The organism is Roseovarius marisflavi (assembly GCF_900142625.1).
Taxonomy (GTDB): Bacteria; Pseudomonadota; Alphaproteobacteria; order Rhodobacterales; family Rhodobacteraceae; genus Roseovarius; species Roseovarius marisflavi.
In genome coordinates this window covers 1-12181 of record NZ_FRBN01000014.1, presented here as the reverse complement: position 1 = coordinate 12181, position 12181 = coordinate 1, and the positions used below count along the sequence as shown (strand labels likewise).

The window sequence follows — 12181 nt, the reverse complement described above, 5'->3', positions numbered from 1 at the left end:
CCAAGATCATTTAGCGGTGTGCCTGACCTTACGCAGATGCAGCCTTGCGTTTCCTCATCATGTTGGACACCAGCGGATAAGACACCAGAGCAACCGCGATCAGGATACAGGTCAGAGAGATCGGGCGCTCAAGGAAGGTCATCGGATCACCCTGACTGCCGATCAGCGACTGGCGCATCGCCCGTTCCGTCAGCGGGCCAAGCACGATGGCTAAAACCGCGGGCGCAACCGGGTAATTCAACTTGCGCATCAGGTAACCGATACACCCGAGAAGCAGCATTAACCAAGTGTCGAACATTCTGTCGGTCGTTGCAAAGACGCCAACAACGCAAAGGATGAAGATGATTGGTGCGAGGATGCTGAAAGGCATAGCCAGTACGCGGATGAACACCGGGATCAGCGCGATATTCAGAAGAACCGTGACAAAGTTCGCCACATACATCGAGCCAATCAGACCCCAGACAAAATCCGGGCTTTCAGCAAACAACAGCGGTCCCGGACGCAGGCCCCAGATAATCATGCCACCCAGCAGGATTGCCGTGGTCGGCGAGCCGGGAATGCCAAGCGTCAGCATCGGCAGCATGGACCCGGTGGATGCAGCGTTGTTGGCAGCCTCAGGCGCGGCCACACCGGCCACGTTGCCCTTGCCAAAACTATCACCATCCTTGGAAAAGCTTTTAGCAAGCCCATAGGACATCAGAGAGGCTGGCGTTGCGCCGGCCGCCGGAAGCGTACCAACGAAGAACCCAAGCATCGAACCCATGACCGAAACCGGCAAATATGATTTAATGCGTCCCAGATTCTCCTTGATCTTCTTCCAGCCGAAATCGACCTTGTGCATCTGGATGGCACCTTTGGTATGCTCCAGCGTCCAGATCATCTCACCGATGCCATAAATACCGATGGCAAGCACCAGAAACGGAATGCCACGCTGGAATTCGACCATATCGAAAAAGATCAGGCGCGGCTGACCAGAGATGATGTCAAAGCCGACGGCTGCCATCACCAGGCCGATCAGGATCGAAAAGATGGTTTTTGGTATGTCGTCACCGCCAAGTCCGATGAAGGTGGCAAAAGCAAGTAACATAAGGGCAAATTCTTCCTGCGGCCCGAATTTTAGCGCGAAGGCGGCCAGTGGCGGGGCAAAGCCGGTGAACAGGATCACCGAAATCGTCCCCCCAATGAAAGACGCTATGGCGGCGGCCATCAACGCCTGATCGGCCCTGCCGGACTGCGCCATCGGGCGTCCGTCAAACACCGTCGCAACGGCGGTTGATGCACCAGGGATTCCGAGCGTGATCGAACTGACAGCCCCCCCGTACATCGCCCCATAATAAAGCGCGGCGAGAAAGATAATGGCAGCCGTCGGGGGCACCAGAAAGGTGACAGGAAGAAGGATTGCCACGCCGTTGACAGACCCAAGCCCTGGCATTGCGCCGATGAACAGGCCGGCAAAACAGCCGAGGAAAATCATGGCAAGGTTGAGCGGCTCGAAGGACTGTAGAAGCCCTGCGGCAAGCAAGCTAAGTATGGAGTCCATGGAGATTTATCCTATTGTGTCTCTGACGGTTTTAGGGATGGCCTCACGAGAAGATCGCATAACGAAAATCGTCGATATGAAGAAAGATGTTCTCAAAAAACGGCCACCCACGTGGCAGATATTTATTGAGCGCCACTTCGAAGAGCATGTAGATCGCGACAGGCATGGCGATCACAACGGTCATCGTGACGGGCCATTTGTGCTTTCCAATGAACTTTATGTAAAACAACAAGAACAGCATCATCGAAAAGTAGAGGCCGATTACGCTGGTCAAAACCAGTAGAAAGAAAATTGCGGCGACCGTGATTCCAACGATGAAGACGGTTTCTGGGTCGATGTAGGGGTCGTTGTTGCGGGATTCTGCGGTGATGCCTCTCATCCAACGAACCAAGGTCCAGATAGAAGCAAGGGCCATGCCCACAGACAGCCAGAACGGCCACATGCCCGCGCCCGGGCCTCGTCCTTCGATCCAGCCAACAGTGAGATCGTTACTGGTCACGCTCCACATCAGACCAAGAGAGATCAGCAGCGTGCACACTCCCATCATCAATTCAGCCATACGAACAGACATTAAGTATCCTCCACATCCAGACAGCGTTTGGTTTGGTGATTGCCAGGCTCAATCGCCGCATGCCCCGCAGCGAGTGCAAGCGATCTGGCTGACTGGTTAGACTACAGTGTTACCCCGAGCAGGATCGCTCGTGCTCGGGGTAGGTGATGTCAATTACTTGGACGTGATGCTGTCGGCACCAACGGCTTCGATCAGTTCGACGTGCCGCTTGAGCTGTGCATCGTGGAACGCAGACAGCGCGTCACCCGAGATCCATTCGTCGCATGTCAGACCGTCCGACTTGCAATAATCCTGCCACTCTTGCGAGTTGAACAGCTCCTCGAACAGGTCCTGGTACCAGGCGACCGCTTCCGGATCCATTCCGGCCGGACCGCTGATCGAGCGCTGCATGTAGTACTCGATATCAACGCCCAGTTCCTTGGCGGTCGGGACGTCCTCAAAGGGCGCTGAACGCGTTCCATTGAACTGAACCAGAGGCTTGGTATTGCCAGCACGCCAGAACTCCATCTGCTCAGACGGGTTGTTGACGGTCGAGTCAATCTGATTGCCAACCAAGTTTTTGGCCACGGTGCCGCCACCCGGGAACGGAATGTAGATTACGTTGTAACCCAATTCCTTTTCCATCATCGCAGTCAGGATCGAATCTTCCTGGCCAGACCCCGTACCGCCGACCTTCCATGTGCCGCCACTTTCGTTGACGGCCGCAACATAGCTGTCGAGATCTGTGATGTCCTCGCGCTCGCTGTTGACCCACAACAGGAACGTATCCATCGCCATACGGCCGATCGGCGCGAATGTGGTGACGTCAATATCCAGTTCTTCCTGAATGATCGGCGTGGTGTAGAAGCTGTTCAGTGCGACCAGCAGCGTGTGGTTGTCACCCTCTTTGCCCTTGATATAGGACAGGGCTTCAGCGCCCGAACCACCCGGCTTGTTGATTGGGATAAACGGACGCGGGCTCATGTTGTTCTTTTGAATGAGACCCTGAAGCAGCCGTGCGATCTGATCCGCACCACCCCCCGTCCCGGCCATGATGATGAGCTCAACAGGCTTGCGTGGTTGCCATTCAGCAAAGGCTGCAGGGGCCGTAAGGGCCAGTGCCGCGATGCTGGTTGTCAAAGTTTTCAAAATTTTCATGTTCTTCCTCCCTAGAAGTACCGATTGCCAGCCGTTACACGGCCATTTCGTTTCTTGAGAAAGCGCCACCTTCGGTTTGGTTTGCTCCTCCTGGTTTTTGGGTCGAGAGTATCCTCCTTGTTGTTCTATCGTTGTTCTTACGTAAAATCAGTGGACCATCACCACCGGGATCGCCGCCTCGGCAACAATCGTCGCCGAGTTTCCGCCCAGCAGTGACTCGCGCTCGTAGCTGTCGTTGTATGCCCCCATCACCATAAGGTCGGCACCAATTTCGCTACATTTCTTAAGGAGCAGGCGCCCAACATTTCCCTGGCCTGAGAATTCTTCGATTTTGGACGTGACGCCGCGCTGAGCGAGATAATCCTTTAAATCGTCGGCCGTTGCTGCGTGATCGGATTTGCCGCCAGTCAGGATTGTCACCGCCTTGGCGGTTTCAATTAACGGCATTGCCATCCTAACTGCGCGGGATGCTTCGAGCGATCCATTCCAGGCAATGGCAACATGGCGCCCCAGATCCGGCGCAACATCATCGGTGTTGGGACAGACCAAAACCGGACGCCCCGATGAAAACAGGGCAGATTTCAACGTATTAAATCCAAGATCTTCCTCTTTGCTTGGCTTGGCCACACAAATCAGATCGGACAACCGGCCATAGTGGCGCACGGCATCGGCCTGTTTACCCTCGTATTCGTAGAACTTGGTCGTCGGCTTGTTCAGTTCCGGGTCTTGTTCGCTGATGCCATGTTTGGCGGCGTCAGCAGTATATTTCTCATAGACAATGTCCTCGGTCGTGTCGGCATTCTTCTTGGTTGCCTCCTCGATTTGCTTCCGCAGGAAGGATGGAATGACAACGCCAAACGGCATCATGTCTTCGGCCTTTGGATGGCAGTGAACAACCTTGACATGGGCGCCGAAGCGCCTGGCCAGCGTTGCGGCGTGAGCAAATAGCACCGGGCCTTTACCGTCGCCCCGAACCGGCACCATAATGGTATGAAGTGTGCTGCCGCTCATGATCAAAACAACCCGTCTATCAGGCCATCTTCGTTGATGCAGATGGACTCGGCTGAAGGTACACGCGGCAAGCCCGGCATGGTCATGATCTCGCCGCAGACGGCAACGACAAATCCGGCACCGGCAGAAAGACGAACCTCGCGGATCGGCAGGCTGTGCCCGGTGGGCGCGCCGCGCCGGGTGGGATCAGTCGTAAAGGAATACTGCGTCTTGGCCATGCAAACCGGCAGATGCCCGTACCCCTGATTTTCCCACTCCTTCAGCTGGTTGCGGATCTTTGCATCCGCCAACACCTCGTCGGCGCGATAGATCTCTTTGGCGATGGTTTCCATCTTTTCAAACAGCGGCATATCGTCGGGGTAAAGCGGTTTATAGTCCGCCGTACCGCCTTCAACGATCTGAACCACTTTCTTGGCCAATTCCGCAGAGCCCTTCGATCCATCGGCCCAATGCTTGCACAAAATGGCCTCTGACCCCATGCTGGCAACAAAGTCCTTCACCGCCTGAACCTCGGCGTCGGTGTCGGTAACAAAGTGGTTGATCGCCACAACTGACGGGACGCCAAATTTCCTGAGGTTCTCGATATGACGACCGAGATTCGGGCAGCCTTTTTCCACGGCGCTGACGTTTTCCTCGCCCAGGTCCTTCTTGTCGACGCCGCCGTTCATCTTCATCGCCCGCACGGTGGCCACGATGACAACCGCCTCGGGCTTCAGGCCCGCCTTGCGGCACTTGATGTTCATGAACTTCTCGGCGCCCAGATCGGCGCCAAATCCGGCTTCTGTCACGACATAATCGGCCAGTTTCAGGGCAGTAGTGGTTGCGACAACAGAGTTACAGCCATGCGCGATATTGGCGAAAGGCCCGCCATGCACGAAGGCCGGGTTATTTTCCAATGTCTGCACCAGGTTCGGCTGCATCGCTTGCTGCAACAGAACGGTCATGGCACCGTCGGCCTTGATATCACGGGCGTAAACAGGCGTGCGGTCGCGGCGATAGGCCACGATGATATCGCCCAGCCGTTTTTCCAGATCGGCCAGATCAGTGGCCAGACACAGGATCGCCATGACCTCTGAGGCTACGGTGATGTCAAACCCTGCTTCACGCGGGAAGCCATTGGCAACACCGCCCAAGCTACAGACAACTTGGCGCAACGCCCGGTCGTTCATGTCTAAGACGCGACGATAGACAACACGGCGGATGTCGATATCCAGCTCGTTACCCCAATAGATGTGGTTGTCCAGCATCGCCGCCAGAAGGTTGTGCGCGCTGGTGATCGCGTGGAAATCGCCCGTAAAGTGAAGGTTCATTTCCTCCATGGGAACGACCTGAGCATATCCGCCGCCGGCTGCGCCACCCTTCATGCCGAAACACGGACCCAGTGATGCTTCGCGAATGCAGATCGCTGCCTTTTTGCCGATGGCGTTAAGCCCGTCACCCAGACCCACGGTCGTGGTTGTCTTGCCTTCACCAGCAGGCGTCGGATTGATCGCCGTTACCAGAACCAGGTGCCCATTCTTCTTGCCCGAAAGCGAGCGAATGAACTCCTCCGAGACCTTGGCCTTGTCGTGGCCGAAAGGCAGCAAATGCTCATTTGGAATGTCGAGCTTGGCCCCGATCTCCTGGATCGGTTTCTTGTTGGCTGCGCGTGCTATTTCGATGTCTGACATTGTGCTTTCCTATACTTCTCGGGAATTATTTTTGTGCTGGTTAAGTGCCAAACGTGTCGCCGGGTTTGAGCCCGACCGAGGCGGCCCACTCAGAGGCAGGCTGTTTTGCGCCACCCGCCGGGCGGACCCGTTTTACAAGTATGCGCCCGCCGACACATTGAATGGAGATGCCGTCTTCGCTGATCTCGCGAACGCGGCCCGAAATCCCGTCGCCGGGCACAAGCGCGCTGTCGAATATACCAAGCTCGGCGCCGTTGAACGTGGTCCATGCACCCGGGGCCGGGTTGGTGCCGCGGATCAGATTATAGACCTGCCTGACAGGAGCATGCCAATTCACCCGTGCATGATTTTTGTTGCACCGGCGTTCATATGTGGCCTGGCTTTCGTCTGGTACGATCCGCGGAGGTTTGCCGCTGCGAAAGAGGTCACATACCGTCAACACACTATCGACGGCATGCGGATAAATCTTGTTGAAGTAGAGCTGAATGACCGTGTCGTCGGGATCAATAGGGCATTCCCACTGCAAAAGGCTGTCACCTTCATCCAATCCATCCGATGGATAGAACCAGGAATACCCCGACTTGGTCGCCCCCATGATGATCGGCCAGTTCACCGCCGAAGGACCACGATGCAGCGGCAAAAGCGAGGGATGGAAACAGATTGACCCATGGCTCGGCGTGTCACGTGCGGCTTCGGGGACAAACACATTTACAAACGCCATGATCATCAGGTCGGCGTTATGGCTGGCCAATGTATCAAGCGCCGCCTGATCGTCAAAATTCGCAGGCTGATGGACCGGCAGGCCTTTTTCGACCGCGAATTCCTTGATCGGATCGACCGGCTTGCCGTCTTTGTCGGGCTCGCAATAAACCGCGACAACCTCGTCGGTTCCGGCCTCCAGAAGCTTGGCAAGCACGTCCTTACCAAAGGCCTGCTGTCCCATTACTATCAGTCTCATTCTGTCCTCCCATTGACGTGGAGCCATTTTTTCACGGCTACACGGTCAACCTCTTCATTTGCCGCGACCTATTTAGTGACCTGACCAACTGCCCCCGAAGCTATCACACGGGCCAGATCTTCTCCCTCGTATCCAAGCACTTGCTGAAGGATCTCGGTTGTATGTTCTCCCAAAAGCGGCGAGCGGGTCACATCAACCGGGCTGTCTGAAAGTTTGATCGGGCAGCCGACTGTTGTGTACTGACCACGCTCGGGGTGATCGACATCGACGATTGTCCCGGTCGCGCGCAAGCCCTGGTCTTCCATGATTTCCTTGGTCGACAGGATCGGACCAACAGGAATGTCGAGCGGGTTGCAGATATCCATGACCTCGTATTTGGTTTTGGTCATCGTCCAGGCTTCGACCCGCGCAAAAATCTCGTCCAGTTTGCTCAGCCGCTCGGGCGGCGTGGCATAACCTTCCTTGGTCTTCCAGTCGGGTTCACCGATAACATCACAGACCTTCTCCCAAACAGCGGCCTGAGTGATGAAGTAGGTGTAGGCATTCGGATCGGTTTCCCAGCCCTTGCATTTCAGGATACGGCCCGGTTGTCCGCCACCTGAATCGTTTCCCGCGCGGGGTGTCGCATCGCCAAACGGAATCCCGGCACCATATTGCGAATATTCCTTAAGCGGGCCCTTTTCGAGACGCTGCTGATCGCGCAGCTTCACGCGGCAGAGGTTGATAACCCCATCCTGCATCGGCGCCAGAACCTTTTGACCACGCCCCGATTTTTCACGCTGGAACAAGGCCGTCACGATCCCCAGTGCAAGGTGCAGACCGGTACCACTATCGCCGATCTGGGCACCCGTCACGACCGGTGGACCATCCAGAAAGCCGGTTGTCGACGCCGACCCACCAGCACATTGGGCGACGTTTTCATAGACTTTGCAGTCTTCATATTTGCCCGGACCAAACCCTTTGACCGATGCCATGATAATACGCGGGTTGATCTCCTGAATACGCTCCCAGGAAAAGCCCATGCGATCCAGCGCGCCGGGGGCAAAGTTCTCGACCAACACGTCGCATTCTTTCACAAGCCGCGTCAGCACTTCCTTGCCGGTCTCGTTTTTCGAGTTCAGCTCAATCGACCGCTTGTTGTGATTGAGCATCGTAAAATAGAGAGAGTCCGCCCCAGGCACATCGACCAGCTGTTTGCGGGTGGCGTCACCGACACCGGGACGCTCGACTTTGATCACATCGGCCCCGAACCAGGCCAGAAGTTGTGTACATGTCGGTCCAGATTGCACATGCGTGAAATCAAGAATCTTGACGCCTTTCAGAGCTTTCATTTTTATTCCCTGCTTACTTGGGTGGATATTTTAAACGAAGTTTGTTTACTTTTTCGCGGCTGCTTCTCGCGCTTGGGCCACGACGGATTGCGGATTGAGGCTGCCGATATTGCCGCTTTCCTTACCTGCCGCCTCGTCAATAATTGCGTTGATCAGCGTTGGCTTGCGGCTATCGATGGCCTCGAAGATCGCGCGTTTGAGATCATCAGGCGAGGTCGCGTAGACGCCCACACCGCCAAAGGCCTCCATCATCTTCTCATAGCGAGAATCCTTGACGAAAACTGTCGTTGCCGGATCGTCGCCGCCGGAGCGGTTTTCGTCGTCGCCACGGTAAATGCCGTTGTTATTGAAGATCACGACGCAAATCGGAAGGTTGTAGCGACAGATGGTTTCAACCTCCATCCCGCAGAACCCAAAGGCGCTGTCGCCCTCAACGGCCACGACCGGGCAGCCCGTTTCGACAGCCGCGGCAATGGCAGACCCCATGCCGATCCCCATCACACCCCAGGTCCCCACATCCAGCCGCTTGCGCGGCTTGCTCATGTCTACGATTGAGCGGGCAAAATCGAGTGTGTTTGCGCCTTCATTGACCAGAATGGTATCAGGCCGGTCCTCAAAAACCTTTTTCACCACACCAAGAGCCGAATGATAGTTCATCGGGGTGGCATTGCCCTGAAGGCGCGATGCCATCTTTTCGATGTTGCCTTCAACTTTTGCTCGCACCGCACCTGTCCAGTCGGTTGGTGGCTTTTTCCAGTCAGACCCCATCGCGTCGATCAACGCCTGAGCGCAGGACTGGATATCGCCGACCAATGGGGCCGCGATTTCTACGTTGCTGTCCATTTCCTTGGGTTCGATGTCGATCTGTATAAACTTCTTGGAATGCGGCTCGCCCCATTGCTTGCCTTTCCCGTGACTCAGCAACCAGTTCAGGCGGGCGCCGACCATCAGAACCACGTCGGATTCCTTCAATACCAAAGAACGTGCTGCCGAAGAGGATTGCGGATGGTTGTCAGGCAACAGGCCCTTAGCCATCGACATCGGCAGGTAAGGAATGCCGGATTTCTCGACCAGCTCGCGCACCACATCATCCGCCTGCGCATAGGCCGCGCCCTTGCCGAGGATAATCAGAGGTTTTTTGGCCCCCTTGAGCACATCAATCGCACGAGCCACCGCATCGGGTGCGGGCAATTGTGACGGGGCCGGATCAATGACTTTCACCAGAGATTTCTGGCCTTCGATGGCATCCATCGTCTGTCCGAGCAAAGAGCCCGGGATATCAAGATAAACACCGCCTGGCCGCCCCGTGACCGCAGCACGGATCGCTCGTGCGACACCGATCCCGATGTCTTCCGCGTGCAGGATACGGTACGCCGCCTTGCAAAGCGGCTTGGCGATGGCCAGCTGGTCCATCTCTTCGTAGTCACCCTGCATCAGGTCAACGACCTCACGCTCGGATGACCCCGAAATCAGGATCATCGGCCAGCAATTGGTTGTGGCATTGGCCAATGCCGTCAAGCCGTTCAAAAATCCGGGAGCCGATACCGTCATGCAGACCCCGGGCTTCTTGGTCAGAAAACCGGCAGCCCCTGCGGCATAGCCTGCGTGCTGCTCATGGCGGAAGGAAAGAACACGAATTCCCTCACCCTGCGCGTAGCGACCAAGATCGGTGATTGGGATACCCGGAACGTTATAAATCGTGTTGATTTCATTCAACTTTAGTGCATCAATCAAAAGGTGGAACCCATCGGTCAAAGTCTCGATAGCGACCGACTCTTGATCAGCTGATCCCGATAAAACGCTGTCTGCAGGCATTTCTTTCCTCCAATTCCGGTGCGCGCATATTACGTCACGCCGTTTCCGCATTTAATTTCTGAGCGAGTTCAAGCCTCGTCCAGGTTTTCCGAACGTGTTCATGCAAACGCATGGTGTGCTCTCTTACCTTCAACGCAGCCTCATCCGCGTCGCGCGCTTCCAGGGCCTCGATGATTTCAGCGTGATCAACGACCGAGCGATTGATCCGGTCGGCTTCGCCCATCGCCCGCAACCGCACCGCACGCATGTGCAGGAAGAGCCCCTCGGCCATGGATTTGAGAAGCAAGCAGTGCGAGACCTCAAGAATGCGCAGGTGAAACTGAATGTTGTCGTCCGAGTATTCCGAGATTCGGGTCAGAGATAACTTATCATTGTGCTTGGAGGCGATCTTGCGAAGCGATGCGATCTCGGCATCCGAGGCATGCACTGTTGCCATCCGCGCAGCCATGCTCTCCAGCGCCGCCCAGGCCACGATCATCTCCAGAATTTCATCCAGGCTTTTGCGCAGAAGAAACACGCCCTTACGTGGAACCACGGCGACCAGACCTTCGGCCTCAAGCCGCGCGATTGCATCGCGCAGCGGCGTTCTGGAGACCTTGAGTTGATCTGCCAGCGATCGCTCATCCAATCTGAGATCAGCATCGGGACTGTAGATATCCACCGCAGTGATTGCTTCCCGCAACCTTTCGTACACGTGGCCCTTCAGCGTGAGATTCGTCACAATCGGTCGAAGCTTCATGGTTCTCTCCAGTCTGACCGGGGATCGGCGCAAACCCTACTGACTTGTGGTATACCATAGACCAGAGAAATTTTTCAGGCAATTCCCATTAATTAAAACTTTCGCCGCACCTGCATAAAGGGGCAAGGAAAGCTACGGTAACACTGCTGAAAATACTAGAACTTTACGCCCATAGCGGCCCATCATGCGAAATTGGATCACAATCATCGAATTCTATATATATCACTGTTATAGTTACATTTAATTAGGTTTCAGGCGCGTTTTTGGCGCGCTGTGCTTCTTTGAGCACGGCAGATTTCCTCTGCAATGCAGCATTTGAACTATTGTCCGCCAGCGTTAACGCGTTACCGCGATTCGCGAGGTTCCTCACCGCTAAAAACAACCATCTTGATGATGGATAATTCATATGGTATTTGGTATACCACAAAATGAAAAGTATATAATATCACAAGAGAGGAGCCTGTAGTTATGCTCATTCGAGCTGAGGAATCTGTGCTTGTGATCATTGACATGCAGGAGCGTCTCGTTCCCGCCATGCAGGCACCGGCGCGAACAATTCGCAATACACGCACTCTCCTTTCCAGCGCACATGAGCTTGGCATACCTGTGATCATGACTGAACAATATCCCGCCGGCCTCGGACACACCGTGCCCGAACTCACCGGAAGGCCGGATACGATTACCCTCGAAAAGATGCACTTTTCATGCATGGAGGATGAAACCTTTGCCGAAACGCTTGCCAGACTTGGCCGCAAGCAGGTCGTTCTGGCCGGAATGGAGGCGCATATCTGTGTGGTCCAGACAGCCGCCAGCATGATCGAACGGAATTATGATGTGTTTGTGGTATCGGACGCGACGGCGTCGCGAACCCTCGACAGCGAGAAGGCCTGTATCGCAAGGCTCGGCGCCAGTGGGGCAGCTATCGTTACAACCGAGATGGTTGTCTTTGAATGGCTTGGCAAAGCCGGAACGCCAGCCTTCAAAAAGCTGCTCCCGCTCATCAAGTAACAGAAAAAAACTTTCAGCATCCAAGAAATCCAGACTCGGATGCCACATTGCAAACTTTCAGGGAGGATAAAGATGAACATACATGAGTATCAGGCGAAGGCCTTGCTACGCCAATATGGGGCGCCAGTCGGCGACGGGCGTGTTGTTGCAAAGGCAGAAGACGCCAAAACGGCGGCCAGCGCTCTGGATGGCCCTGTCTGGGTGGTCAAGGCTCAGATCCACGCAGGGGGGCGCGGAAAAGGCAAATTCAAAGAGGCCGGGACCAGCGGCAAAGGCGGCGTGCGGATCACCAAATCCGTTGAAGAGGCCGCCGAGGAAGCCAAGCGCATGCTCGGCCGCACCCTTGTGACCAAGCAGACCGGCCCTGCCGGCAAGCAGGTCAACCGGATTTATATCGAAGA

The 12181-nt window shown here is 55.5% G+C and carries 11 protein-coding genes; 2 read left to right on the top strand and 9 right to left on the bottom strand.

What is annotated here, in order from left to right:
• Positions 1-28: 28 nt before the first annotated feature.
• The 9 genes from BUB78_RS12690 to BUB78_RS12650 all read right to left on the bottom strand — a co-directional run bounded on the left by BUB78_RS12690 (position 29) and on the right by BUB78_RS12650 (position 10772).
• Entirely contained in the window at positions 29-1540 is a 1512-nt protein-coding gene (locus BUB78_RS12690; protein ID WP_073198467.1) for a tripartite tricarboxylate transporter permease, read from the bottom strand.
• Between the two features lie 43 nt (positions 1541-1583).
• Positions 1584-2111, bottom strand: a complete 528-nt coding sequence (locus tag BUB78_RS12685) for a tripartite tricarboxylate transporter TctB family protein (RefSeq protein WP_084732863.1) — start codon at positions 2109-2111, stop codon at positions 1584-1586.
• Positions 2112-2264: 153 nt separating this feature from the next.
• The gene (locus BUB78_RS12680) at positions 2265-3248 is read right to left on the bottom strand and encodes a Bug family tripartite tricarboxylate transporter substrate binding protein (protein WP_073198465.1); all 984 of its coding nucleotides are present in this window, start codon (positions 3246-3248) and stop codon (positions 2265-2267) included.
• 147 nt (positions 3249-3395) lie between these two features.
• The gene (locus tag BUB78_RS12675) at positions 3396-4259 is read right to left on the bottom strand and encodes a universal stress protein (protein WP_073198464.1); all 864 of its coding nucleotides are present in this window, start codon (positions 4257-4259) and stop codon (positions 3396-3398) included.
• A gap of 2 nt (positions 4260-4261) precedes the next feature.
• Complete coding sequence (locus BUB78_RS12670) at positions 4262-5929, bottom strand: formate--tetrahydrofolate ligase (protein ID WP_073198463.1); 1668 nt, start codon at positions 5927-5929, stop codon at positions 4262-4264.
• 40 nt (positions 5930-5969) lie between these two features.
• On the bottom strand, positions 5970-6887 hold the full coding sequence (locus BUB78_RS12665) for a methionyl-tRNA formyltransferase (protein ID WP_245813478.1): 918 nt from the start codon (positions 6885-6887) through the stop codon (positions 5970-5972).
• 68 nt (positions 6888-6955) lie between these two features.
• Positions 6956-8218, bottom strand: a complete 1263-nt coding sequence (frc, locus tag BUB78_RS12660) for a formyl-CoA transferase (RefSeq protein ID WP_073198461.1) — start codon at positions 8216-8218, stop codon at positions 6956-6958.
• A 45-nt stretch (positions 8219-8263) separates the two neighbouring features.
• Complete coding sequence (gene oxc, locus BUB78_RS12655; protein ID WP_073198460.1) at positions 8264-10033, bottom strand: oxalyl-CoA decarboxylase; 1770 nt, start codon at positions 10031-10033, stop codon at positions 8264-8266.
• Between the two features lie 34 nt (positions 10034-10067).
• On the bottom strand, positions 10068-10772 hold the full coding sequence (locus BUB78_RS12650) for a GntR family transcriptional regulator (protein WP_073198459.1): 705 nt from the start codon (positions 10770-10772) through the stop codon (positions 10068-10070).
• Positions 10773-11270: 498 nt separating this feature from the next.
• Between BUB78_RS12650 and BUB78_RS12645 the strand changes: the two genes are divergently transcribed.
• Together BUB78_RS12645 and BUB78_RS12640 are read left to right on the top strand one after the other, a co-directional pair.
• Positions 11271-11780 (top strand): hydrolase, encoded by a 510-nt coding sequence (locus BUB78_RS12645; RefSeq protein WP_245813474.1) that lies wholly within the window; start codon positions 11271-11273, stop codon positions 11778-11780.
• Positions 11781-11852: 72 nt separating this feature from the next.
• The coding region (locus BUB78_RS12640; RefSeq protein ID WP_342742324.1) for an ATP-grasp domain-containing protein at positions 11853-12181 on the top strand (329 nt) is incomplete at its 3' end.

Bases quoted from the DNA above. Each gene is read 5' to 3' on its own strand.
- BUB78_RS12685 (WP_084732863.1), bottom strand. From the start codon at position 2,111: ATGTCTGTTCGTATGGCTGAATTGATGATGGGAGTGTGCACGCTGCTG.
- BUB78_RS12665 (WP_245813478.1), bottom strand. From the start codon at position 6,887: ATGAGACTGATAGTAATGGGACAGCAGGCCTTTGGTAAGGACGTGCTT.
- oxc (WP_073198460.1), bottom strand. From the start codon at position 10,033: ATGCCTGCAGACAGCGTTTTATCGGGATCAGCTGATCAAGAGTCGGTC.
- BUB78_RS12680 (WP_073198465.1), bottom strand. From the start codon at position 3,248: ATGAAAATTTTGAAAACTTTGACAACCAGCATCGCGGCACTGGCCCTT.
- BUB78_RS12650 (WP_073198459.1), bottom strand. From the start codon at position 10,772: ATGAAGCTTCGACCGATTGTGACGAATCTCACGCTGAAGGGCCACGTG.
- BUB78_RS12690 (WP_073198467.1), bottom strand. From the start codon at position 1,540: ATGGACTCCATACTTAGCTTGCTTGCCGCAGGGCTTCTACAGTCCTTC.
- BUB78_RS12675 (WP_073198464.1), bottom strand. From the start codon at position 4,259: ATGAGCGGCAGCACACTTCATACCATTATGGTGCCGGTTCGGGGCGAC.
- BUB78_RS12670 (WP_073198463.1), bottom strand. From the start codon at position 5,929: ATGTCAGACATCGAAATAGCACGCGCAGCCAACAAGAAACCGATCCAG.
- frc (WP_073198461.1), bottom strand. From the start codon at position 8,218: ATGAAAGCTCTGAAAGGCGTCAAGATTCTTGATTTCACGCATGTGCAA.